This window comes from Streptomyces sp. NPDC050504, assembly GCF_044458065.1.
Classification (GTDB): Bacteria; Actinomycetota; Actinomycetes; order Streptomycetales; family Streptomycetaceae; genus Streptomyces.
In genome coordinates this window covers 288,488-311,331 of sequence record NZ_JBITHO010000012.1, presented here as the reverse complement: position 1 = coordinate 311,331, position 22,844 = coordinate 288,488, and the positions used below count along the sequence as shown (strand labels likewise).

Annotated in this window: 18 protein-coding genes; 11 read left to right on the top strand and 7 right to left on the bottom strand. The window is 72.9% G+C overall.

The features are described 5' to 3' along the window. Positions 1 to 24 precede the first annotated feature (24 nt). A complete protein-coding gene (locus ACIBNE_RS36095) occupies positions 25 to 957 on the top strand; it encodes a LysR family transcriptional regulator (RefSeq protein ID WP_399279342.1) in 933 nt (310 codons plus the stop codon). Between the two features lie 59 nt (positions 958 to 1,016). Continuing rightward, positions 1,017 to 3,302: a malto-oligosyltrehalose synthase gene (gene treY / locus ACIBNE_RS36090; RefSeq protein ID WP_399279340.1), complete on the top strand. Its 2,286-nt coding sequence runs from the start codon at positions 1,017 to 1,019 to the stop codon at positions 3,300 to 3,302. Positions 3,303 to 3,497: 195 nt separating this feature from the next. On the opposite strand, the gene ACIBNE_RS36085 is transcribed toward treY, so the two are convergent. Together ACIBNE_RS36085 and glgX are read right to left on the bottom strand one after the other, a co-directional pair. Beyond that, positions 3,498 to 4,277 (bottom strand): cytochrome, encoded by a 780-nt coding sequence (locus ACIBNE_RS36085; RefSeq protein ID WP_399279338.1) that lies wholly within the window; start codon positions 4,275 to 4,277, stop codon positions 3,498 to 3,500. 103 nt (positions 4,278 to 4,380) lie between these two features. Further along, a complete protein-coding gene (gene glgX / locus ACIBNE_RS36080; protein ID WP_399279336.1) occupies positions 4,381 to 6,504 on the bottom strand; it encodes a glycogen debranching protein GlgX in 2,124 nt (707 codons plus the stop codon). 207 nt (positions 6,505 to 6,711) lie between these two features. Here glgX and ACIBNE_RS36075 point away from each other — a divergent pair, with 207 nt between their 5' ends. The 4 genes from ACIBNE_RS36075 to ACIBNE_RS36060 all read left to right on the top strand — a co-directional run bounded on the left by ACIBNE_RS36075 (position 6,712) and on the right by ACIBNE_RS36060 (position 11,175). Beyond that, positions 6,712 to 7,557: a Tat pathway signal sequence domain protein gene (locus ACIBNE_RS36075; RefSeq protein ID WP_399279335.1), complete on the top strand. Its 846-nt coding sequence runs from the start codon at positions 6,712 to 6,714 to the stop codon at positions 7,555 to 7,557. Positions 7,558 to 7,604: 47 nt separating this feature from the next. Beyond that, positions 7,605 to 8,993 carry a copper amine oxidase gene (locus ACIBNE_RS36070; RefSeq protein WP_399279333.1) on the top strand — a complete coding sequence of 463 codons (1,389 nt, stop codon included), beginning with the start codon at positions 7,605 to 7,607 and terminating at the stop codon, positions 8,991 to 8,993. A 123-nt stretch (positions 8,994 to 9,116) separates the two neighbouring features. After that, a complete protein-coding gene (locus tag ACIBNE_RS36065) occupies positions 9,117 to 10,349 on the top strand; it encodes an SAV2148 family HEPN domain-containing protein (RefSeq protein WP_399279331.1) in 1,233 nt (410 codons plus the stop codon). Positions 10,350 to 10,443: 94 nt separating this feature from the next. Then, on the top strand, positions 10,444 to 11,175 hold the full coding sequence (locus tag ACIBNE_RS36060) for a 3'-5' exonuclease (protein ID WP_399279329.1): 732 nt from the start codon (positions 10,444 to 10,446) through the stop codon (positions 11,173 to 11,175). A gap of 44 nt (positions 11,176 to 11,219) precedes the next feature. Here the strand turns inward: ACIBNE_RS36060 and ACIBNE_RS36055 are convergent, their stop codons facing one another. Together ACIBNE_RS36055 and ACIBNE_RS36050 are read right to left on the bottom strand one after the other, a co-directional pair. Continuing rightward, positions 11,220 to 12,047 carry an alpha/beta fold hydrolase gene (locus tag ACIBNE_RS36055; protein WP_399279327.1) on the bottom strand — a complete coding sequence of 276 codons (828 nt, stop codon included), beginning with the start codon at positions 12,045 to 12,047 and terminating at the stop codon, positions 11,220 to 11,222. A gap of 77 nt (positions 12,048 to 12,124) precedes the next feature. Then, a complete protein-coding gene (locus ACIBNE_RS36050) occupies positions 12,125 to 13,030 on the bottom strand; it encodes a phosphotransferase enzyme family protein (protein WP_399279325.1) in 906 nt (301 codons plus the stop codon). 126 nt (positions 13,031 to 13,156) lie between these two features. On the opposite strand from ACIBNE_RS36050, the gene ACIBNE_RS36045 reads away from it, so the two are divergent. The 3 genes from ACIBNE_RS36045 to ACIBNE_RS36035 are packed head-to-tail and all read left to right on the top strand — an operon-like array spanning position 13,157 to position 16,235. Then, positions 13,157 to 14,104 carry a carbohydrate ABC transporter permease gene (locus ACIBNE_RS36045; protein WP_399279323.1) on the top strand — a complete coding sequence of 316 codons (948 nt, stop codon included), beginning with the start codon at positions 13,157 to 13,159 and terminating at the stop codon, positions 14,102 to 14,104. Further along, a complete protein-coding gene (locus ACIBNE_RS36040; RefSeq protein WP_399279321.1) occupies positions 14,101 to 14,943 on the top strand; it encodes a carbohydrate ABC transporter permease in 843 nt (280 codons plus the stop codon). The genes ACIBNE_RS36045 and ACIBNE_RS36040 overlap by 4 nt, the downstream gene beginning before the upstream one ends. Then, positions 14,943 to 16,235 carry an ABC transporter substrate-binding protein gene (locus ACIBNE_RS36035; protein ID WP_399279319.1) on the top strand — a complete coding sequence of 431 codons (1,293 nt, stop codon included), beginning with the start codon at positions 14,943 to 14,945 and terminating at the stop codon, positions 16,233 to 16,235. The genes ACIBNE_RS36040 and ACIBNE_RS36035 overlap by 1 nt, the downstream gene beginning before the upstream one ends. Before the next feature lie 76 nt (positions 16,236 to 16,311). On the opposite strand, the gene ACIBNE_RS36030 is transcribed toward ACIBNE_RS36035, so the two are convergent. Both ACIBNE_RS36030 and ACIBNE_RS36025 read right to left on the bottom strand, forming a co-directional pair. Then, on the bottom strand, positions 16,312 to 16,917 hold the full coding sequence (locus ACIBNE_RS36030; RefSeq protein WP_399279317.1) for an isochorismatase family protein: 606 nt from the start codon (positions 16,915 to 16,917) through the stop codon (positions 16,312 to 16,314). Between the two features lie 74 nt (positions 16,918 to 16,991). Continuing rightward, positions 16,992 to 17,942, bottom strand: a complete 951-nt coding sequence (locus ACIBNE_RS36025) for an MBL fold metallo-hydrolase (RefSeq protein WP_399279316.1) — start codon at positions 17,940 to 17,942, stop codon at positions 16,992 to 16,994. 180 nt (positions 17,943 to 18,122) lie between these two features. Here ACIBNE_RS36025 and ACIBNE_RS36020 point away from each other — a divergent pair, with 180 nt between their 5' ends. Together ACIBNE_RS36020 and mgt are read left to right on the top strand one after the other, a co-directional pair. Then, complete coding sequence (locus tag ACIBNE_RS36020) at positions 18,123 to 18,836, top strand: TetR/AcrR family transcriptional regulator (RefSeq protein WP_399279314.1); 714 nt, start codon at positions 18,123 to 18,125, stop codon at positions 18,834 to 18,836. A 102-nt stretch (positions 18,837 to 18,938) separates the two neighbouring features. Then, positions 18,939 to 20,153 carry a macrolide-inactivating glycosyltransferase gene (gene mgt, locus ACIBNE_RS36015; protein WP_399279312.1) on the top strand — a complete coding sequence of 405 codons (1,215 nt, stop codon included), beginning with the start codon at positions 18,939 to 18,941 and terminating at the stop codon, positions 20,151 to 20,153. Positions 20,154 to 20,256: 103 nt separating this feature from the next. Here the strand turns inward: mgt and ACIBNE_RS36010 are convergent, their stop codons facing one another. Then, positions 20,257 to 22,569 carry an MMPL family transporter gene (locus ACIBNE_RS36010; protein ID WP_399279310.1) on the bottom strand — a complete coding sequence of 771 codons (2,313 nt, stop codon included), beginning with the start codon at positions 22,567 to 22,569 and terminating at the stop codon, positions 20,257 to 20,259. Between the last annotated feature and the right edge of the window lie 275 nt (positions 22,570 to 22,844).

Here is a 22,844-nt window from a genome sequence, read left to right as displayed (position 1 = left end):
ACAACGCTCATGGAAGGGGCGGCGGTGAGCCTGCGGCAGATGGAGTACTTCGTCACGGTCGTCGAGGAGGCGTCCTTCACGCGCGCCGCCGAACTGCTGCACGTCACCCAGCCCGCGCTCTCGCACCAGGTGAAGGCGCTGGAGAAGTCCGTCGGCGGCGAGCTGCTCGAACGGCTGCCGCGCGGGGTGCGGCTCACCGCGATGGGCCGCGCGTTCCTGCCCCACGCCGAACTCGCCGTCCGCAGCGCGGCCCAGGCCGAGCGGGCGGCGCGCGCGGCGGCCGGGGCGCGGGGCGGGGAGCTGCACGTCGCGACGTTGCACGCGGTCGCGGTCGGCGTGCTCCCCGACGTCTTCGCCCGCTGGCAGCGCGAGCACCCGGGGGTCACGCTGCACCTCCACGAGTACGCCACGTCCGACGCGCTGGAGGACCAGGTCGAGCGGGGCGTCGCCGACCTGGCGGTGGGTCCGCCGCCGCCGCACTGGCCGGGGCCGGTCGTCCCGGTGGGCGAGGAGGAGATCGTGCTGGTGGCCCCCTTCGACGACCGGCTCGCGGGCCGTACGTCGGTGCGCCTCGAAGAGCTGGCCGACCACACGTGGATCCGCTGCGCGATGGAGCCCGTCGTGGAGGGGCAGCGGTTCCTGGACTGGGCGTGCGGGCACGCGGGCTTCGTGCCGCGCACGGCGGTCCGCACCGAGCACACCTCGACCGCCGTGCGGATGGCGGCGGCGGGGGTGGGCGTCTGCACGGCGCCCGCGCACGTGGCGCGGGGCGCGGTGGGGGAGGACTGCGTGCTCCTGACGGTGGACCCGCCGTGGCGCCGGGCCCTGACGGTGTTCTCCCGGGTGGAACTGACGGGCGCGGCACGGGCGTTCACGGAGCTGCTGAAGGGCGCGGGACCGCTTGCGCGGGGCGTGCGGGGCGTGGGGGACGGGCCCGTGTGCCACGGGGCCCCGTAGGGGCGCGGACAGCGGCGCGCCCCGCGTCGAAGCCCCCGCCCCCGGGTACGTACGTTCGCATGACTCCCACCGCCACGTACCGGCTCCAGCTCCAGCCGGACTTCCCGTTCGCGGCCGCGGCCGAGGCGGTGCCCCGGCTCGCCGCCCTCGGCGTCTCGCACCTGCACCTCTCGCCCGTCCTGGAGGCCGTCCCCGGCTCGACGCACGGGTACGACGTCGTCGACCCGACCCGCGTGCGCGCGGAACTCGGCGGCGAGGAGGGCTTACGGGCCCTCGCCGCGACCGCCCGCGCCCACGGCCTCGGCCTCGTCGTGGACGTCGTGCCCAACCACATGGCCGCGTCGCCCCGCCACAACCCCGCGCTGCGGGACGTGCTCGCGAAGGGGCGGGACTCGCCGTACGCGCGCTGGTTCGACATCGACTGGGCGGCGGGCGACGGACGGATCCTGCTGCCCGTGCTCGGCGGCCGGCTCGGCGAGGTCATGGACGAACTCCACGTCGAGGGCGGCGCGTTGCACTACTACGAGCAGGACTTCCCGCTCCGGGACGGCACCGGAGGCCTCCCGCTGCCCGAGCTGCTCGCCGCGCAGCACTACCGGCTCGCCTGGTGGCGCACGGCCCGCACCGAGCTGAACTACCGCCGCTTCTTCAGTATTTCGGAGCTGATCGGGGTCCGGGTCGAGGATCCCGAGGTGTTCGCCGCCACGCACGGCAAGCTCCTGGAGCTGGTGCGGGACGGGGTCGTCGAGGGGCTGCGGATCGACCACCCCGACGGGCTCGCCGACCCCGAGGCGTACCTGCGCCGCCTCGACGGGGCGACGGGCGGCGCCTGCTGGACCGTGGTCGAGAAGATCCTCACCGGCGAGGAGCGGCTGCCCGCGGGCTGGGCGGTGGCGGGGACGACGGGGTACGACGCGCTGTACCGCGTCGACGGCGTCCTCGTGGACGGTCCGGGAGCCACCGAACTCCACCACGTCTACCAGGACTTCACCAACGCGCCCGGCGACCGAGGGGGGTACTGGGAGGCGACGGCGAGGCGCGCCGCGTACAAGGTGGTGACCCACGAGCTGGCCGCCGAGACCGAGCGCCTCACGCGCCTCGCGGTCCGGCTCGCGCCCGCCGACCACGCGCCGTGGGCGCTGCGCACCGCGATCCGGGAGCTGCTGGTGCGGGTGCCGGTGTACCGCCCGTACCGGCACGGCGGCGACACCGCGCTCCCGGCGGACGCGGCGCGCCAGGCCAGGCGGGTCTTCGCGGTGCCGCAGGAGGCGGACGCGGTCGACGTGGTCCGCGAACTGGCCCTGACCCACGAGGAGTTCCAGGCGCGCTTCGCGCAGGTGTCGTCGGCGCTGCGGGCGAAGGCGGTGGAGGACACGGCCTTCTACCGGTACGTCCCGCTGGTCTCCGCGACGGAGGTCGGCGGCGATCCCGGGGCTCCCGCGGTGCCCCCCACCGCGTTCCACGCGCACTGCGAGCGGATCGCCAGGGACTGGCCCGCCACCGGGACCGTGCTGTCCACGCACGACACCAAGCGCAGCGCGGACGTCCGGGCGCGGATCTCCGTGCTGTCGCAGTGCCCGGGGCGGTGGGCGAAGGCGCTGCGGGAGCTGGCCGACGTGCCGTCGCCCGATCCCCATCTGGCGTGGTTCGGCTGGCAGACCGCGTTCGGCTTCGGCCTTCCCGATGCCGGGCGGCTGGGGGGCGCGCTGCTGAAGGCCGTGCGGGAGGCGGGGCTGCACACCGGCTGGACCGAGCGGGATCCGGTGTACGAGAGGGCCGTGTCGGACTTCGTCGCGGCGGGGCCCGCGGGGGCGGCGGCGGGTCGATTGGCCGCGCTGGCAAGGGAGTTGGCGCCGCACGTGCGGGCGAACGTCCTGGGGGCGGCGCTGCTGCACCTGACGATGCCGGGGGTGCCTGACCTGTACCAGGGGACAGAGGACGAGTACGCGGCGCTGGTCGACCCGGACAACCGCCGGCCGTTCAGGCCGGGCGACGGCTCCGGCGAGAAGCACCGGCTCACGGTGGCGGCGCTGCGGCTGCGGCGCGAGCGCCCGGGGGCCTTCGGGCCGTCGGGGACGTACGCGCCCCTGTACGCGGAGGGCCCCGCGGCGGGGCACCTGCTCGCGTTCTGCCGCTCGGGGGAGGTGGTGACGGCGGTGACCCGGCTGTCGTTGCGGCTGGCGGAGGCGGGGGGCTGGCGCGGGACGGAGCTGGGGCTGCCGCCGGGGGTGTGGCGCGACGTGCTGGACCCCGGGCGGGAGCTGGCGGGGGGTGCGCGGGTGGGGGCGGAAGAGCTGTTCGGGGGGCGTCCGGTGGCGCTGCTCGGGAGGGTCGCGGAGAGCTAGGGGGGGCGGGCGCAGGCGGGGCGGCGGGGAGCCAGAGGGGCGCGGCGGGGCGGCGGGAGCCAGGGGGCTGGCGCGGCGGGGTGCCGGGGAGCCCCGGGCGCGGCGGGGCGGCGGGGGCCTCGGGCGCGGCGGGGCGGCGGGAGCCCCGGGCGGTGCCGGGTGGCCCGGGGGCCGTGGTTCAGCGGGCGCCGCGGTTCAAGCGGGCGCGGCCCCCGGGCGCACCACCAGCCCCCCGCGCCCCAGCAGCCGCAGCCCCGGCATCGCCTCCAGCAGTGCCCGCAGCCCATGCGCCGCCTCCAGCCTCGCCAGGAGCGCCGCCGGGCAGTCCGCGGGTCCCGCCGGGTGGAAGCGGTACGGGTCCAGGTGGCACGCCACGAAGGCCCCGGCGGGCAGCGTCGCCCCCGCCAGCCGTATCTCCGCCGTGGTGCGCCGCAGCACGTGCCGCACCGGCGGGTCCCTGCGCAGCACGTCGGTCCAGGCCCGGTCCACCAGCGCGGGGTCGGCCCGCAGCGCGCCCCACCGGTGGGGCGCCGCCAGCACCGCGCGGAGGAACGCGGCGAGCGCGCGCTCCCTGGGCGCGGTGCGGGCCGCGCAAGGACCCGCCGCGTCCAGCCTCGCCTGCGCCAGCTCCGCGTAGCCGAGCCCGCAGGCACTGGCCACGGCCCCCGCGGGCAGCCAGCGGCAGAACTCCTCGACGAGGTCGGCGCGCGGGCGGGCCGCGATGCGGCGGGCCAGTACGTACGCCGTCCGCTCGACGGCGGGCGCGAGGCGCTCGGCGGCGGCGCCCGCCGGGTCCGCGCGGTGTCCCTCGCCCCGGCAGAAGCCCCAGGTCGCGGCGGGCCCGCCGGAGAAGCGCGGGTCGGTGAGGGCGAGGGCCACGTCGGCGGGGCGGCTCAGCGTCCAGGCGCCCAGGCGGTGGTCGAAGCGGGGCGGCGCGGGCGGGGCATGGGCCAGGGGCGGCGGTTGCGGGGGCATGCTCCCAGCGGACCACCGGCCGCGGGGCGCCGCAGGAGGCGTACGCCCGAACGGGTGATACGGGTCGGTGGCGGCCCGCTCGCGCGGCGGACGGCCCACGGCGTCACGTCGGGCGTTGCAGCACCGTCAAGGAGCGCGGCACCAGCCGCAGCTCGGTGCCCGCCGCGGCCTTGTGCGGAGTGCCGTCGGGGACGCCCGCCTCCGCGGCCGTGTCCACCACCACCTCCCACTCCCGCCCGTGGTTCATCGGCACCGTGAACCCGATCTCCTCCCCGCTCGCGTTGAACATCAGCAGGAACGAGTCGTCCGTGATCCGCTCCCCCCGCGTCCCCGGCTCCGAGATCGCCCTGCCGTTCAGGAACACCGTCAGGGCCTTCGCGTGGGCGGCCTCCCAGTCCTCCTCCGCCATCTCCTCGCCCTCGGGCGTGAACCACGCGATGTCGGACAGCTCGTCGCGGGTGCCCGCGACCGGGCGGCCGTGGAAGAAGCGGCGGCGCCGGAAGACCGGGTGCTCGGCCCGCAGCCGCACCATCGCGCGCGTGAACTCCAGCAGCTGCCGCGCCCCTTCGTCGTCCTCGTCCGGCCAGTGGACCCAGGAGACCTCGTTGTCCTGGCAGTACGCGTTGTTGTTGCCGCCCTGGGTGCGCCCGAACTCGTCGCCGTGGCCGAGCATCGGCACGCCCTGCGACAGCAGCAGCGTCGCGATGAAGTTGCGCGTCTGGCGGGCCCGCAGGGCCAGTACCCCGGGGTCGTCGCTCTCGCCCTCGGCCCCGCAGTTCCACGACCGGTTGTGGCTCTCGCCGTCCCGGTTGTCCTCGCCGTTGGCCGCGTTGTGCTTCTCGTCGTACGAGACGAGGTCGCGCAGCGTGAAGCCGTCGTGGCACGTCACGAAGTTGATGGAGGCGAGCGGGCGCCGCCCGTCGTCCTGGTAGAGGTCGGAGGAGCCGGTGAGCCGCGAGGCGAACTCCGCGAGCGTGGCGGGCTCGCCGCGCCACAGGTCCCGTACGGTGTCGCGGTACTTGCCGTTCCACTCCGTCCACAGCGGCGGGAAGTTGCCCACCTGGTAGCCGCCCTCGCCGACGTCCCAGGGCTCGGCGATCAGCTTCACCTGGCTCACCACCGGATCCTGCTGCACCAGGTCGAAGAACGACGACAGCCGGTCCACCTCGTGGAACTGCCGGGCCAGCGTGGCCGCCAGGTCGAAGCGGAAGCCGTCGACCCGCATCTCCGTCACCCAGTACCGCAGCGAGTCCATGATCAGCTGGAGGACGTGCGGGGAGCGCATCAGCAGGCTGTTGCCGGTGCCTGTGGTGTCCATGTAGTAGCGCTGGTCGTCCGGCACCAGCCGGTAGTACGAGGCGTTGTCGAGCCCCCGGAAGGAGAGCGTGGGGCCCAGGTGGCTGCCCTCGGCCGTGTGGTTGTAGACCACGTCGAGGATCACCTCGATGCCCGCCTCGTGCAGCGCCCGCACCGCCTGCTTGAACTCCAGCACCTGCTCGCCCCGGTCGCCCCAGGAGGCGTACGCGTTGTGCGGGGCGAAGAAGCCGATGGTGTTGTAGCCCCAGTAGTTGGCGAGCCCGGCGTCGGCCAGCCGGTGGTCGTCGACGAACTGGTGGACGGGCATCAGCTCCAGCGCCGTCACGCCCAGCTCCACCAGGTGCTCGATCACCGCCGGGTGCGCGAGGCCCGCGTACGTGCCGCGCAGTTCGTCGGGCAGACCGGGGTGCAGCATGGTCAGGCCCTTCACGTGGGCCTCGTAGAGCACCGTGTGGTGGTACGGGGTGCGCGGCGGCCGGTCGTCGCCCCAGTCGAAGTACGGGTTGACCACCACCGACGTCATCGTGTGCGGCGCCGAGTCGAAGTCGTTGCGCGCGTCGGGGCGGCCGAAGCGGTACCCGTAGACCGCCTCGCCCCAGTCGACGGTCCCGCTGACGGCGCGCGCGTACGGATCCAGCAGCAGCTTCGACGAGTTGCAGCGGTGGCCGTTCGCCGGGTCGTACTCCCGGTGCGCCCTGAAGCCGTACCGCTGCCCCGGCATGGTCCCGGGCAGATAGGCGTGCCGGACGAACGCGTCGGACTCCCGCAGCTCCACGTTCGTCTCGGAGCCGTCGTCGTGCAGGAGGCAGAGCTCGATTCTGTCGGCGGCCTCGGAGAAGACCGCGAAGTTGGTGCCCGCACCGTCGTAGGTGGCACCGAGGGGGTACGCCTGACCCGGCCAGACCTGCATAGGGAGGACTCTTCCACTTCGCATCCGGGGGAAGGGGGACGTGTGGGGGAAAACGGCGGGTTGGGGACCGGTTGGGGGCTGAGACGGATCGGTATTGATCGACTGGTTTACGGGGAGGGTCCTTGTAGGAGATCCTCCCCGAAAGTGGGGCAACCTCATAGGACTTCGACCCGTCCTACCGAGTGACCACACAGGAGGGGGTTGAACGTGCGCGAACTGATGCGCCGGCACCTGGGGAAGCTGGTGGCGGGCGCGGCCGTCGCGGTGACGGGGACCGCGGCCATGGTGGCGATCACCCTGCCGGGCACGGCAGGAGCCGACGACAACGCCGACGGCCGCCGCGCGGCGGCCGGTTCGGCGCGGGAGGCGGGCCGCGACGCGGGCTCGGACCCCGCGGGGCAGGGCGGGCGGGACGGGAGCGGCGCTCCGCCGCCGCCCGGCACCTTCGCCGCCGCACCCGCCGACGGCGAGGTCGGGACGGGCAGCGATCCGCTCACCGACGGCGAACTGCGCAGGGCCGACCAGATCGCCTTCACGCCCGACGCGCGCACCGCCGCACGCGACGTGGAGGGACAGCGGGGGCCGCAGCGGCTCGGCGTGAACCTCGCCGATCCCGTCGAGGGCGAAGCGGCCACCGTGCGCCGCGCGGACGTCTCGTACTACGACTACGGGACCGACCGGCTCATCACCAAGACGGTCAACCTGACGACCGGCAAGGTCGAGCGGACCGGAAGCCAGAGCGGCGTCCAGCCGTCGGCGCACCGCGACGAGCTGCGCGAGGCCGTCGAACTGATCCTGGCGAGCCCGCTGGGCAAGGGGCTGAAGCAGGACTACCAGGACGCCACCGACAAGCCGCTGACCACACCCGACCAGCTGTGGTTCAACGGCGACATCTACCGCACCTACCGGGAGAAGAACGTGCCGGACCAGCTCGCCAAGTGCGGCGAGCACCGCTGCGTACGGCTGGTCACGAAGGTCAAGAACGGCCCCTGGATCAACGCCAGGAGCCTGATCGTCGACCTCAGTGCCAGGACCGTCGTCCACGTCGGCTGATCCGTTCCCGTTCCCGTTCCTTCCTCGCACAAGGGAGCCTTCCTCTCATGCACGTGAAAAGGGTTTCGCGCGCCCGCAGACGCGGCGCGTTCCTCACGGCGGCGGTCCTGCTGGCCACGGCGGCGGCCGCGTCGGGCGCCACGGCCACGCCCCCGTCCGCCCCCACGCCCCCGACCGCCCCCGCCGCCACGCCCGTCCCGCGGCCCGTGGGCGACGCCGACGCGGCGGAGCGGGCCGCGGCCGCCCGGCAGGCCGCCCTCCCGCCGCCGTGCAGCGCCGCGTACCGCATCCAGCAGACCCTCGACGGCGGCACCACCTGGCGCATGTGCTGGCGCTACGACACCGACTCCGGGCTCGTCCTCGACAACATCACGTACCAGCCCAAGGGCGAGGCCGTCCCGATCCGCGTCCTGAAGAACGCCAGGCTCGGCCAGATCCACGTCCCGTACGACGACGGCAACGCCGAGTACGACGACCTCACCGGCGCAGGGTTCGGCTGGGGCCTGGAGAACCTCGCGCCCGCCGAGTGCCCCGGCGGCACCATCAGGACCGTCAAGGTCCCGGAGCTGGGCAGCGTCAAGGGGCTGTGCGCGACGACCAGGGCGCGCGGCCACGCCTACCGGCTGGCGAGCGACGAGGGCACCAAGGTCTGGCAGTCGCAGGGCAAGGACCTGCTGCTCTACACCGTCAACAAGGTCGCCTGGTACGAGTACATCACCGAGTGGCGGTTCTCCTCCGACGGCACCGTGTCGGCCAACGTCGGCGCCACCGGCAGCCTCGCGCCCGGCGACTACAACGCGGGGGACGGCCGCGGCTGGCCCATCGGCAACGACGGCGCCCGCTCGACGGCCACCAGCCACAGCCACAACGTCTTCTGGCGGCTGAACTTCGCGCTGGACGGCACCCCGAGGGACCGGATCGAGCAGTACGACTCGGTGGTCAGCCCGCCGACCGGCCGGGGCGGGCCCACGACCAGGACGACCCGCACGCCGATCACCAAGGAGGCCGTGGGCGACGCCAAGACCATGCGGTGGTGGCGCGTGGTGAGCGCGACCGGCAAGAACAAGGACGGCCACCGGCGCTCGTACGAACTGGTGCCGGGCGCCTCCAACAAGCACGCGGGCCGCGGCTTCAGCAAGCACGACGTGTTCTTCACCCGCAACCGCGCCTGCGAGAAGTTCGCCTCGAACAACATCGTGGACTGCGGCAGGGGCGCACCGGACAGTGTCGACAAATGGGTCAACGGCGAGGCGCTCGTCGACCCGGTCGTCTGGGTCAACATCGGCTTCCACCACATCGCGCGGGACGAGGACCAGCAGCCCATGCCGGTCCACTGGCAGGGCTTCCAGCTGGCCCCCAGGGACGTCACGCATATGAGCCCGCTCACTCCGCGGGACCTCGCCGGAGAGAACGGGGCGCCGCGCGACCGGAGTTGACCGAGGGAGCCTGTCCAACCTGCTGCACCGCCTCCCGCTCGCGGAGTACCCTTCCTTGATCGTTGATCGGACAGGGTGTCCGAGGGCTTCAAGGGTGTTCCAGACGACGGAGGCGGTGCGCGGGTGAGCTCGGGAGGGCTTGAACTGCCCCCAGGTGACCCGGGTCACGAGGGGGAGTCCGGCGACATCCCGCCCGGAGCGGTCTCCCTCGCGCGACCCATGGAGATCGGGGCGGAGCTGGACTGGAGTGCGGACGCCTGGAGCGAGGTGCGTACGCGCGCCCAACGGGCCGGGCGGGCCTACATCTGGCTGAACCTGGTCGAACAGCGGCTGCGCGCCGTCGTCGCGGCCGTGCTGCGGCCCGTGTACGAGCCGGTGCACGGCGACGACTGGGTGGTCGCGGCCGCGGGCCCCGCGGGGCAGGAGTGGGTGCAGCGCGCGGTGGCCGTGCGCGAGGTGTCCCGCCGCAAGGGCTACCTGCTCGACCCGGCCGACGACAACGTGCTGTCGTTCCTGACGCTGCCGCAGCTGCGCGAGCTGATGGTGCAGCACTGGCCGTGCTTCGAGCCGTACTTCGACGACCGGCGCGAGGTCGAGCTGGCCCTGGACGAGCTGGAGGTCGCGCGGAACGTCGTGTCCCGCAACCGCGCCCTGTCGCAGGCCGTGCTCGACCAGGCCGAGCGGGCGTCGGCCAGGCTCCTGGAGATACTCGGCGGCGGCTCGGGGCCGCCGTCGGGCCACCGGCTGCCCGTCGACGCGGTCGAGGACCTGGTGGGCGACCGGTACGCCGACGTGGTCTCCGTCCACTCCGACCGGGTCAGGCTCCAGCGGCAGCTGCCCGCGGAGGACCTGTTCGGCGGGGCGCGGCGGCTCGACGCGATCGGCATAGGCCTGAACCTGCTGGTGCAGAACTTCTCCGGGCGCAGGCTGGTGCGGCTCGCCGAGTCCGGATGCCGGGTGCGGCTGCTGTTCCTCAACCCGGCGAGCAGCGCCGTGAAGCGGCGGGAGCGGGAGCTGGGCCTGAAGAAGGGCGAGCTGAGCCGCTCGGTGGAGATGAACATCCTGCACACGCGCCGGGTCCGCACGGCGCTGCGCGACCCGGGCGCCTTCGAGATCCACGTCTTCGACGAGACGCCGCGCTTCACCGCGTACCTGGTGGACGGCGACGGCTCGGACGCGGTCGGTGTCGTCCAGTCCTACCTGCGCAGGGCCCGGGGGATGGAGGCCCCCGTACTGGTGCTGCGGGGGGCCAGGCGCGGCGCGCTCCGGCCCGACCAGGGCAGCGAGGTGGGGCTCTTCGAGACGTACCGCGAGGAGTTCGAGTCGGTCTGGACGGACTCGCGGCCGGTGTCGTGAGCCCGGGGCCCGGGGGAGCGGCGGGCCGTGCTGTCAGTGGGGCGTGGGAGGGTGGTCACCACTGGGGGAGAGCACAGAGAAAAGGGGGCCCGGGATGGGCTGGCACGAGGAACCGCTGGTCGGCTTCGACCTGGAGACGACGGGCACGGAGCCGTTGGAGGCGCGCATCGTCACCGCCGCCGTCATCGGCGTCGAGGGCGGTGAGCCCGTGCGGCACCGCGCGTGGCTGGCGGACCCCGGCATAAGGATCCCGGCCCAGGCGTCCGCGATCCACGGCATCAGCAGCGAGCGGGCGGCGGCGGAGGGCCGCCCGGTGCGCGAGGTGGCCGACGAGATCGCCGACGCCCTGGTCGGGTACTGGCGGCAGGGCGTCCCGGTCGTGGCCTACAACGCGGCCTTCGACCTGACGCTGCTCTCCGCCGAGCTGCGCCGGCACGGCCTGCCCTCGCTCGCCGAGCGCCTGGGCGGCGCGGGGACGGGCCCGGTGATCGACCCGTACACCATCGACCGCGCCGTCGACCGGTACCGCAAGGGCAAGCGGACCCTGGAGGCGGTCTGCGGGGAGTACGGCGTGGTGCTCGACGGGGCCCACGAGGCGGGCGCGGACGCCCTGGCCGCGGTCCGCGTCGCCCGCGCGATAGCCGCCCGGCACCCGGAGGTCGCCGCCCTCGCCCCGGGCGAACTGCATGACCGGCAGATCGACTGGTACGCCCAGTGGGCCGAGAACTTCCAGAGCTTCCTGCGGAAGAAGGGCGACCCGGAAGCCGTGGTCGACCCGAGGTGGCCGCTGCGCGCCCTCGCCCCCCGGGTCCCCAGCGCGAGCTGAGTGCCCGTGTCCCGGCCCCGGGAGGGACGTCAGGGGGCCTAGGCCTACTCCGCTCCCACGCCCGCCATGAAGTCCAGCAGCAGGGCGTTCACGCGCTCCGGCTGGTCCAGCGGGAGCCAGTGGCCGGCGTCCGCCACGCGCTCGTAGCGCCACGCGCCCTCGACGTGCTTGCCCGTGCCCGACATGGACTGCTCCGTCAGGAAGCGGTCGTCGGTGCCCCACAGGCCGAGCACCGGGCCCGGCAGCGGCGGCAGGGGCGGGACGTCGCCGAACAGGGCCTCCGCCGGGACGCCCGCGCGGTAGACCGACAGGGCCGAGGTCAGGGCCCCCGGCTCGCGCAGCCGCTCCGTGATCTCGGCCGCGTCCGGGTGCTCGGCCAGCATCTCGCGCAGGTGCGCGAAGTCGTTGCGCGACAGCCAGTCCTCGGCGAGGCCCACGTGCTGGAAGAGGAGCATGTACCAGGACAGCTTGCGCTGCTCCCAGCCCGCCTCCTCCAGCGCCGCCATGTGTCCCACCGACAGGATGCTCAGGGACAGCACCCGCTCGCGCGCCGCGCCCGCGAGCCCCTGGGCGATGCCCGAGCCCCAGTCGTGGCCGACCAGGTGGAACCGGTCGACCCCGAGGTGGCCGAGGAGCTGGAACAGGTCGCCCACGTGCTTGCCCGGGTGGTGCTCCGCGATGCCTTCGGGCTTGTCGGACGCGCCGAAGCCCCGCAGGTCGGGGGCGATCGTGCGGTACCCGGCGGCGTTCAGCGCGGCCACCTGGTGGCGCCACAGCGTGTGGGAGTCGGGGAAGCCGTGCAGCAGCAGTACGGTCGGCCCCTCGCCGCTGACCTGTACCTCCAGCGCCACCTCGGCCAGTTGAACGCGCATTTCAACACCCCATTCGTGACAGGAACGTTCGGGAACGATCTGGCGGGATCGTGAACGTTCAGGACCGTACACGGAGGTCAGAAGGGGTACCAGCGCACCGTGGCGTCACCGTCCCGCAGCGAGGCCACCCTGCGCCGGAACTCCGCCAGGGCCTTGGGGTTCGCGGGCGCGTGCTGGGCCACCCAGGCGCAGCTCGCCGTCTCGCGCGCCCCGCGCAGCACGGCGCACCCCTCCCACTCGCGGACGTCCCAGCCGTACGCGCGGACGAAGGAGTCGTACGCCCTGGGGTCGAGGCCGTAGCGGTCCCGGGAGAGCGCCAGCACCACCAGGTCGTGCTCGCGGAAGTCGGCGGAGAAGGTCTCCAGGTCGACCAGGACCGGGCCGTCGGGGCCGACGTGGACGTTGCGCGGCAGCGCGTCGCCGTGGATCGGGCCGGGCGCCAGGTGCGGGGCGAGCGCGGCGGCGGCCGCCTCGAAGCCGTCCCTGCGCGCCCGCAGGTACTCCGCGTCGGCCGGGTCGATCGCGTCGCCCGCCAGCCGCAGCCAGCGCTCGACCCCGCCGAGCAGTTCCCTGCGCGGCAGTCCGAACGCCGGGGCGGGCAGCGCGTGCACCCGCTTCAACGGCTCCGCCAGATCGCTCGGTTCGGCCGGGCGCACCGCGTCCGGCAGCCGGTGCCAGAGCGTCACCGGGTGCCCGTCGACCAGCCGGGGCGCGGGCTCGGCCGCCCGTACGGCGGGGACGCCGTGCTCCGCGAGCCAGCCCGCGACGGCCAGTTCGCGCTCGGCGCGCGCCAGCAGCTCCCGGCTCCGGCCGACCTTCACGACCAGACCCGAGGCACCGGGGACGCCGGCGGATCCGGTCAGTTTGAACACGGCGTTCTCGCCGAAGGAGAGAAGCGGAGCGTCGGCCGGGAGCCCGGCCGCGGCCAGCACCGCGCGCGCCCGCGCCTCGTCGAAGGGAGCTGGGGCATTCACGTCGTTCATGGGCACAAATTCTTGCATCCGTGCAGGTTGGCTTGACGAACCGGCGGGCCCTCAGCACGATGACGGAGGCCATCGGGGCGGCCAGACCCGCACAGACAGGTCGAACTAAATAAAGGGGTCGTATCCGTGACATTGGAGACTGCGGCGACGCGGTCCGGCGAGCGGGACGGACGGCACGCCGGACGGCGGCCGGGGCGGCGGGGCCGGGCGGACCACGGAGCCTGGTTCCTGGTGCTGCCCGCGCTGATCCCGATCCTGGTGCTCAGCGTCGGCCCGCTGCTGTACGGCATCGCACTGTCCTTCACCGACTCCCAGGCGGGCCGCACCGAGCCCACCGAATGGATCGGCACCCTCAACTTCCAGGACCTGGCCCACGACTCCCTCTTCTGGGAGTCGTTCAGGATCGGCCTGCTCTGGGCGGTCGGCGTGACCGCGCCGCAGTTCCTGCTGGCGCTGGGCCTCGCGCTCCTGCTGAACCAGAACCTCCGCTTCCGCTGGCTGGCCAGGGCGCTCGCGATCGTCCCCTGGGCCATGCCCGAGGTGGTCGTCGGCATCATGTGGCGGCTCGTCTACCACCCCGACGCGGGCGTCCTCAACGAGACCATCAGGGACTTCGGCCTCGGCGAAGGACGCGACTGGCTCACCGGACCGGCCACCGCGCTGTCCGCCGTCATCGTCGTCGGCATCTGGGCCGGAATGCCGCAGACCACCGTCACCCTGCTCGCCGGGCTCCAGAACACCCCGCACGAACTCCACGAGGCCGCGGCCCTCGACGGCGCGGGCGCCTGGCGCCGCTTCCGCACCGTCACCTGGCCCGCGATCAGGCCCGTCGCGCTGGCCGTCACCGCGCTCAACTTCATCTGGAACTTCAACTCCTTCGCCCTGGTGTACGTGCTCACCAACGGCGGACCGGGCGGCCGCACCCGGCTGCCCATGCTCTTCGCGTACGAGGAGGCCTTCCGCTACGGCCAGTTCGGCTACGCCGCCGCGATGGGCTGCGTCATGGTCGCGGTGGTCTCCGTCTTCTTCGCCTTCTTCCTCGTCGGACGCATCAAGGGAGGCGACGGACGATGAGCGCGCTGCGCACCAGCCGGGCCGGACGCGCGGGCCAGTACCTCGCGCTCCTGGGCTACCTGGTCTTCCTGGCCTTCCCCTTCGTCTGGCTGGTCTCCACGGCCTTCAAACCCGCCCGCGAACTGGGCTCGCTGCACCCCACCTGGATCCCGAAGGACCCGACGCTCGACAACTTCCGCCAGGCCTTCGACGAGCAGCCGCTCCTCGAAGCCGCGGGCAACTCCCTGCTCGTGGCGGCCTCCGCGGCCCTGATCGCCGTCGCCGTCGCGACCCCGATGGCGTACGTCATGGCGCGGCACCGCAGCAGGCTCTCGACGGCGGCGACGGGCTGGGTGGTGGTCAGCCAGGCGTTCCCGTTCGTGCTGGTGATCATCCCGCTGTTCCTGGTCCTGAAGAACCTCCACCTCATCAACACGCTGTTCGGCCTGGTCCTGGTGTACGTCGTGTGGTCGCTGCCGTTCGCGCTGTGGATGCTCGTGGGGTACGTGAAGGCCGTGCCGGCCGAACTGGAGGAGGCCGCTGCCGTGGACGGCGCGAGCCAGCTCCGTACGCTCGTCTCCGTCACGGCCCCGCTGCTGGCCCCCGGCATCGTCGCCACCGCGCTCTTCGCCTTCATCACCGCGTGGAACGAGTTCTTCTTCGCGCTCGTCCTGCTCAAGACCCCGGAGAAGCAGACCTTGCCCGTCGTCCTCACCCACTTCATCGGGGCGGAGGGCGTCGCCGACCTCGGACCGCTCGCCGCGGCCGCGTTCCTGGCGACCCTCCCCTCCCTGGTGATCTTCGCGGTCATCCAGAAGCGGATCACCGGCGGGATGCTGGCGGGGGCGGTGAAGAACTGATGCGCAAACAATTCCTCGCGCTGCTCGCGGCGGGCGCGCTGCTGCTCACCGGCTGCTCGGGCGACGACGGCGGGGACGGCGGAGGGAAGGTCGTGCTGCGCTTCCAGTCGCTCGCCTGGCAGAAGGAGTCCGTCGAGGTCAACAAACGGCTGGTGGCGGAGTGGAACGCGGCCAACCCCGACGTCCGGGTCGAGTACGTCCAGGGCAGCTGGGACAGCGTCCACGACCAGCTCCTCACCTCCTTCGAGGGCGGCGAGGCGCCCGACGTCATCCACGACGCGTCCGACGACCTCGCCGACTTCGCGTACGGCGGCTACCTCGCCGACCTGCGCGAACTGCTGCCCGCCCGGCTCAAGAACGACATCCCGGCGCGCAGTTGGGAGACCGCGACCTTCAAGGAGGGCGTGTACGGCGTGCCGTTCCTCCAGGAACCGCGCGTGATCATGGCGAACCGCAAGGTGCTCGGGGAGTCGGGCGTACGGGTCCCCACGGCCGCGGAGCCGTGGAGCTGGGAGGAGTTCCGGCAGGTCGCCAAGGACCTCACGGGCAGGATGGGCAAGGGGAAGCACGCGGTGGCCTGGCCGCTCAAGGAGCCGGTCTCGGTCACCCTCAACCTCGGGCTCTCGGCGGGCGGCAAGCTCTTCCACCGGGGCGGGGACGGCAAGGTGAGGGTGGAGTTCACCGACGCGGACGCGGTCGTGCCCGGCACGGTCCACGACCTGGTGAACACGGACGGCTCGGCGTCCCGCTCCACGCTCGGCATGGGCGGCTCCGACACGCTGCCCGGCTTCTTCGGCGGCAAGTACGCGATGGTGCCGCTCGGCTTCTCGTACCGCCAGCAGATCGTCGAGCAGGCCCCGAAGGGCTTCGACTGGACGGTCCTGCCCGCCCCCGCGGGGAGCGAGGGCCTCGCGCAGGGCGTCAGTCCGCAGACCCTCTCGGTCGCCGAGGACAGCCCGCACAAGGCGGAGGCGGTGCGGTTCATCGACTTCCTGCTCCGGCCCGCGAACATGGTGCGCCTGGCGAAGGGCGACTGGATGCTGCCGACCGGGCGGGCGGCGCTGGAGGACCCGGCGCTGCACACCGAGGAGCTCGGCTGGTCGACGGGCGTGGCGCTGGCCGGTGACCTGCGCCCGGCGCCCGCGCAGTCGGTGCGGGGCTATCCGGAGTGGAAGGACAAGGTGGCGACGCCCGCGCTCCAGGAGTACTACAGCGGGGCGATCGGCCGGGACGAGCTGGAGAAACGGCTGGTGAAGGACGGGAACCGGGTGCTGGCGCGCTACCAGCGCTGAGCGGACGGGCAGGGGACGGTGCCGCGGCCCCCGGAAGGGCCGCGGCACCGTCATCCGCCGTTCAGGGCGGTGGTGTTCACGCCTTCAGGTCGTCGACCTTCGCGGCGACCGTGCCGAACAGGTCGGAGACCGTGGTCAGACCGGCGGTGTGCAGCGCGCTCGCCGGGACGACGGTGCCGTCCGGGCCCTCCAGCGAGCGGGTCGCGGACGCCTCGGCGACGACCGTGGGGCGGTAGCCGAGGTTGAAGGCGCCCTGCGCGGTGAAGAGCACGCACATGTGCGTCATGAAACCGGCGATGATCACGTCGCCGCCGTCGGCGCCGAGGCCCTTGAGGGTCTCTTCGAGGTCCGTGCCGTGGAAGGCGTTCGGGACCTGCTTGACGACGACCTTCTCGCCCTCGATCGGGGCGACCTCGTCGCTGATCGCGCCGATCTCGGCACGGATGTCGTACGGGGTGTCGACGCCGCCGTCGTTCACGACGTGCACGACCGGGGTGCCGGCGGCACGGGCGGCGGCGAGCAGCCGGGCGCCCGCGGCCAGGGCCTCCTCGGCGCCTTCGAGCCGCATGACGCCGGTGCGGTAGGTGTTCTGGTAGTCGACCAGGACGAGCGCCGACTCGCTGAGGCGCGGCAGCTCGTTGGAGAGGCCGATCACGTTGCGCAGGGTGGTGGATGCTGCCATGGGTGGAACCTTCTCAATCGTGGTGGGGCGGGCCCCGGTTGGTGGTGGAACGCCGTGTACGGGCCTGGTGGCCGTTACGACAGGGGCTTGGTGCTGCCGTCGGGGGCCAGGTCGACGAGCTTGTCGGCGACGCCCTGCTCCTCGAACGCCTTGACCAGGGACTTCAGGTCCTCGGAGTAGATGTTCCAGCTGTCGGTGTGGACCGCGACCACCTTGCGGGGGTTGAGGTCCTTGACCACCAGCGCGGCGTTCTTGGAGGTGAGGGTCAGCGGGGCGTTCTTGAGGATCGCCGGGGTGCGGGCGGCGCCGGCGAAGACCACGGCGGTGTCGATGGGCCCGATCTCCTTCTTGACCCGGTCGCCCACCTCCTTGGCGACCTTCACCGACGCGTTGTCGCCGGAGACGTACGTGGTGGGGACGCCCTTGCCGCTGAGCACGAAGCCGGTGACCTCGCCGTCCGCGCCGCGGGACACGCCGTCGGGGCCGTGCAGGGCGGGCACGGCGGTGACCGTGATGGAGCCGGTGGCGGTCTTCAGCTCCCGGGTCTCCCAGTTCTTCATGCCCGTGATGTGGTCGCCGAGCTTCTTCTGGGCGCCGGGCGTGGAGTAGACGGCGGGGATGTCCTTGAGGAGCGCGCGGCCCGAGTCGTCGAGGTTGTCGTCGTGCTGGTGGTGCGAGAGGAGTACGGCGTCGATCTTGCCGATCTTGTCCACGCCGAACGCGGGCGCCTGGATCTTCTCCAGACCGCTCTTGTACTTCTTGGGCTGGTCGAAGGTCGGGTCGAGCAGGATGCGGGCGCCGCCGATCTCCAGGATCGTGGTCGGCCCGCCGACGTGCGTGGCGGTGAACGCGGCGTCCGCGGCCCCGGCCGCCTTCGGGGCGTCCGACGCGGGGGTCTTCTCCGCCCCGGCGGGTGCGGCCTTGTCACCGTCGTCGGAGTCCCCGCCGCAGGCGGCGAGGAGGGCCACGCTCGCGGTGACTGCGACGGCGGCGGAAGCGGCGCGGCGGAACGTCGAACGGTTCATGAGGGTCATACCAGCTCTCTCGCTTGCGGACAACGGTCGGGCAGCTGGGAGGTGGCCTGCCCCCGAGCTGTTTGCAACGCTAACACAATTCGTAAGCGTTGATAACGGCGCTCTGTGATTGCGCGGCCCAGCTCCGGAAAGATCCAGTTCTGATCTGTTAGCGCTGATATCGTGGAAGGCATGTCAACGGCACGAGAGCGCATCCTGGAAGCCACGGCCGAGATGCTCGCCACCAAGGACGCGCTGGCGATCTCGACCCGGGCCATCTGCGACCGGGCCAAGGTCGGCATGCCCGAGATCTACCGCCAGTTCGGCGACAAGGCGGGGCTGCTGACGGCCGTCGCCGACATCGGCTTCGAGCGGTTCCTCGCCAACAAGCGGCGCAACCCCGCCACCGACGACCCGGTCGCCGACCTCCGTACGGCCTGGGACAGCCACGTCGCGTTCGCGCTGCGCAACCCCCACCTCTACCGGCTGATGTTCACGCCGACAGGGGAGTCCAAGCCGCAGGCCATCAAGGAGGCGCAGGCGCTGCTCCACGCGGCCGTCGAGCGCTGCCGCGAGGTCGGCAGGCTGCGGACGACCCCGGAGCTGGCCGGCCAGTCGATCCTCTCCGCGAACGTCGGGGTGTGCCTGATGGCGCTCTCCTTCCCCGAGCTCTTCGGCGGGCTCGACATCTCCCAGTCGGTACGGGACGCGGTGATCGGCAAGGTCACCGGCGACGTGGGGGAGGACGCCAGGATCGGCACCGCCGCCGTCCTCGCCCAGGCGCTGGTCGCCACCCTCGCGGGCACGGGGTCCGTCGACCCGGCCGCCGTCGACCGGCTGGCCCGCGCGCTGCGGCCCGCGGCGGAGGTCCCGGCGGAGGTCCTGGAGGGCGGCCCGGAGTCGTAGCGGCGTTTCCTCCGCGGTGGCGGCGGGCGACGGAATCCCGTCGCCCGCTTCTTTTCGCCCCACTCATTGCACGAGACGTCTCGTCTCGTCTAAGGTGTGATCATGACCGCAACGCCGCGCCCCGCCCACATAGCCATGTTCTCCATCGCCGCCCACGGCCATGTGAACCCCAGCCTCGACCTGATCAGGGAGCTCGTCGCCCGCGGCCACCGCGTCAGCTACGCGATCCCCGCCTCCTTCGCCGAGAAGGTCGCGGCGACCGGCGCGACGCCGGTCGTCTACACCTCCACGCTCCCCACCGACGACGACCCGGACGCCTGGGGCACCGAGCTCATCGACAACATCGAGCCCTTCCTGAAGGACGCGATCCAGGTCCTGCCCCAGCTCGCCGCCGCCTTCGCCGACGACGTCCCCGACCTCGTCCTGCACGACATCACCGCCTACCCCGCGCCCGTCCTCGCGCACCGCTGGGGCGTCCCCGCCCTCTCGCTCTGGCCCAACCTCGTGCCCTGGGAGGGGTACGAGGAGGAGGTCGCCGACCCGATGTACGCCGACCTCAAGGCGTCCGAGCGCGGCAAGGCGTACTACGCGCGCTTCACCGCGTGGCTCACCGGGAACGGCATCGACACCCACCCCGACCCGTTCGTCGGCCGGCCCCGCAAGGCCGTCGTCCTCATCCCCAGGGCGCTCCAGCCCCACGCCGACCGGGTGGACGAGTCCGTGTACCGGTTCGTCGGCGCCTGCCAGGGCGACCGCGCCGAGCAGGGCGAATGGCAGCGGCCCGCCGAGGCCGAGGGCAAGAAGGTGCTGCTGGTCTCCTTCGGCTCCGCCGTCACCAAGCAGCCCGACTTCTACCGGACGTGCATCAAGGCGTTCGGGGGCCTGCCCGACTGGCACGTCGTGCTGAACATCGGCAAGTTCGTCGACCCGGCCGAACTGGGGGAGGTGCCGGGCAACTTCGAGCTGCACGGCTGGCTGCCCCAGGTGTCCGTGCTGAAGCAGGCCGACGCCTTCGTCACGCACGCGGGGGCGGGCGGCAGCCAGGAGGGCCTGGCCACGGCGACGCCCATGGTGGCCGTGCCCGTCATGACCGACGGGTTCGGCAACGCGGACGCGCTCGTCGGGCACGGCGTCGCGCGCCGCGTGGAGCTGACCGGGGTCACCGCCGAGGAACTGCGCACCGCCGTCGTCGAGTTGTCCGCCGACCCCGAGGTGGCGCGCAGGCTCGCGGAGATCCGGGACGCGATGGCGGGGGAGGGCGGCACGCGGCGGGCCGCCGACCTCGTCGAGGCCGAACTGCCCGCCCGTACCGGCTGATCCACCGGCGGTACGCCCTCGGTCACGTACCGCCGCCGTCCGTCCGTACGGCTTCGTACGGACGGACGGCAGCGGTGGGGAGGAGGGTTCCCGCGGGACGGGCTCAGACGCCGATCCGCTGCGGCTCGCCCGTGGCGGGCGGCGCGGGCGGCGCGGTGCGCGGCGCGGGCGACGACTCGTCGTGCGTCATGTCGGGCAGCCACCGCAGCCACTTCGGCAGGTACCAGTTGCGCTCGCCGAGCAGGGCCATCACGGCGGGCAGCAGCACGCCCCTGATGATCGTGGCGTCGATCAGCACGGCCGCCGCCAGGCCCACGCCCATCTGCTTCATGGACTGCATCGACAGCGTGCCGAAGATCGCGAAGACCGCCACCATGATGACCGCGGCGCTGGTCACCACGCCCGCGGTGGTGACGACGCCGTGCGCGACGGCGTCCTTGGTCGTACGGCCCTGGAGCTTGGCCTCGCGGATCCGGGACACCACGAACACGTGGTAGTCCATGCTCAGCCCGAAGAGGATCACGAAGAGGAAGAGCGGCAGCCAGGCGACGATCGCCCCGACGCCCTCGGCCCCGACGAGCGAGGCGCCCCAGCCGTGCTGGAAGACGGCCGTCAGGATGCCGTAGGCGGCGCCCACGGACAGCAGGTTGAGCACGATCGACGTCACCGCGATCGTCAGGGAGCGGAACGAGAGCAGCATCAGCACGAAGGCGAAGACGACCACGAACGCGGCCACCGGCAGCACGGACCTGCTGATCTGGTCGTTGAAGTCCTTGGAGCCCGCGACCTGTCCGCCGATCGGCGCCTCGACCCCCGACACCTTGCCGAGCGTCGCGGGCCGCACCTCGTCGCGCAGCAGTGCCAGGCTCTTCTCCGCCCGCTTCTGGTCGGAGCCGCCGACCAGCGGCACGTCGATGGTCGCGATGTTCTGCGCGGCGTGGACGTGCACGTCGACCGGGCCGCGCGAGGCGCCCGAACCGATCGCCCGCGCCTTGAAGTCGGCGATCGCCCCGGTGACCTCGGGGGACCTGATGTCGTCCGCCTTGACGACCACCTCGGCCGGGTCGGCGCCGCCGGGGAAGGCCTCGTTGAGCCGCTCGTAGGTGCGCACGATCGGCAGCGAGTCCCCGAACTCCTGGTCCAGGGTGAGCTCCTGGGTGTTCATCCCCGCGGCGGGCAGCGCGATCGCGACGAGCGCGCCCGCGGCCACCGCGAGGTACGCCTTCGGCCTGCGCAGCACGCTGCGGAGCACGGCGCCCCAGAGGCGGCTCTCGCCGTTCCCGGAGCCGTTCCCGGAGCTGTTCCCGGAGCCGTTGCGGGCCTTCTTCAGGCGGTTGAGGAACGGCACCCGGCCCTTCTCCACGCGCTCCCCGAGCAGCGAGAGCAGCGCGGGCAGCACGGTCACCGAGCCGACCATGGCCACCGCGACCACCACCAGCGAGGCCAGGCCCATCGCCTCGAACTCCGCGATCCCGGTGAAGAGCATCCCGGCCATCGCCACGCACACCGTCACGCCCGACACGATGATCGCCCGGCCGCTGGTGGCCGCCGCGATCCGCAGCGCGGTCCCCGCGTCGTGCCCCGCGGCCCGCTCCTCGCGCTCGCGCCGCAGGTAGAAGAGGCAGTAGTCGACGCCGACCGCGAGGCCCACCAGCAGCATCACGGAGTTGGCGGTGTCGCTCATCGGCTGGAAGTGGCTGACGACGGCCATCAGACCCATCGTCGCCATGATCGCCGTGAGGGCGAGCGCGACCGGCAGCAGCGCGGCGACCAGCGCGCCGAAGGCGATGAGCAGGATGCCGAACGCGACGGGCACGGCGGAGAACTCGGCCTGCTGGAAGTCGTCGCCGAACGCCTCGTCGAAGGTTTTGTTCATGCTGGCGCTGCCGATCTCCTCGATCCGCAGCCCTGGGTGGCCCTGCTGGACCTTCTCCACGGCCTTCAGGACCGGCTCGATGCGGTCGCCCGCCGTGTCGGGGTCACCGCGCACGTTGAACTGCACCAGCGCGCTCAGCCCGTCCTTGGAGACGGACTTGCTGTCGTAGGGCGACACCACGTCGGAGACCTCGCCGGTCGCCCGCACGGCCGTCATCACGTCGTCGACCGCGTCGCGGAAGTCCGCGGAGTCGGCGCCGGTGCGCGCCCCCTTCCCCTGGATCAGCACCGTCTCGGACGCGGGGTCCGCGAGACCGGCGTCCTCGATGAGCTTCATGGAACGGCTGACCTCGCCGCCCATCTGCTCGCTGTCCTTGACGTCCTGGCGCCCCGCCACCTGGCCGAGGGCCATCGTCACGACGACGAACAGCACCCAGATGCCGACCGCCGCCCAGCGGTGGCGCGCGCTCCAGCCCCCCGCCCTGGCCGCTATGCCCCGGACCTTCCCGTCCGGTGCACCCGACTTGCCCCGATTCCCCATGGCGACCCTGCCCCCTCCGGCGGGACCGCGGCACCGCGCCGCCGTCTCCGTATCGAAGTCTGGGGGCGCGTTCGAGCCATCTCGTCGTGCTCGCCGGTGAACCGGCGGGGTGCCGTCTCCTCCCTGCGTACCGGTGCGGCATCCGGGCGATCACCGGGAAGGAGGAGCGAAGCCCCTTACACGTAAAGCGAGTTGATCACGGTGTCCGAGATGTGAGGCGCTGGCCGATTTCTTATTACGCAGCATTGTTGCGTAAGTCACAGCTGCATGGATCC

Bases quoted from the DNA above. Each gene is read 5' to 3' on its own strand.
- ACIBNE_RS36040 (WP_399279321.1), top strand. From the start codon at position 14,101: ATGAGCGCGCTGCGCACCAGCCGGGCCGGACGCGCGGGCCAGTACCTC.
- ACIBNE_RS36050 (WP_399279325.1), bottom strand. From the start codon at position 13,030: ATGAACGACGTGAATGCCCCAGCTCCCTTCGACGAGGCGCGGGCGCGC.
- ACIBNE_RS36010 (WP_399279310.1), bottom strand. From the start codon at position 22,569: ATGGGGAATCGGGGCAAGTCGGGTGCACCGGACGGGAAGGTCCGGGGC.
- ACIBNE_RS36070 (WP_399279333.1), top strand. From the start codon at position 7,605: ATGCACGTGAAAAGGGTTTCGCGCGCCCGCAGACGCGGCGCGTTCCTC.
- ACIBNE_RS36030 (WP_399279317.1), bottom strand. From the start codon at position 16,917: ATGGCAGCATCCACCACCCTGCGCAACGTGATCGGCCTCTCCAACGAG.
- ACIBNE_RS36060 (WP_399279329.1), top strand. From the start codon at position 10,444: ATGGGCTGGCACGAGGAACCGCTGGTCGGCTTCGACCTGGAGACGACG.
- glgX (WP_399279336.1), bottom strand. From the start codon at position 6,504: ATGCAGGTCTGGCCGGGTCAGGCGTACCCCCTCGGTGCCACCTACGAC.
- ACIBNE_RS36035 (WP_399279319.1), top strand. From the start codon at position 14,943: ATGCGCAAACAATTCCTCGCGCTGCTCGCGGCGGGCGCGCTGCTGCTC.
- ACIBNE_RS36025 (WP_399279316.1), bottom strand. From the start codon at position 17,942: ATGAACCGTTCGACGTTCCGCCGCGCCGCTTCCGCCGCCGTCGCAGTC.
- ACIBNE_RS36055 (WP_399279327.1), bottom strand. From the start codon at position 12,047: ATGCGCGTTCAACTGGCCGAGGTGGCGCTGGAGGTACAGGTCAGCGGC.
- ACIBNE_RS36020 (WP_399279314.1), top strand. From the start codon at position 18,123: ATGTCAACGGCACGAGAGCGCATCCTGGAAGCCACGGCCGAGATGCTC.
- treY (WP_399279340.1), top strand. From the start codon at position 1,017: ATGACTCCCACCGCCACGTACCGGCTCCAGCTCCAGCCGGACTTCCCG.
- ACIBNE_RS36085 (WP_399279338.1), bottom strand. From the start codon at position 4,277: ATGCCCCCGCAACCGCCGCCCCTGGCCCATGCCCCGCCCGCGCCGCCC.
- mgt (WP_399279312.1), top strand. From the start codon at position 18,939: ATGACCGCAACGCCGCGCCCCGCCCACATAGCCATGTTCTCCATCGCC.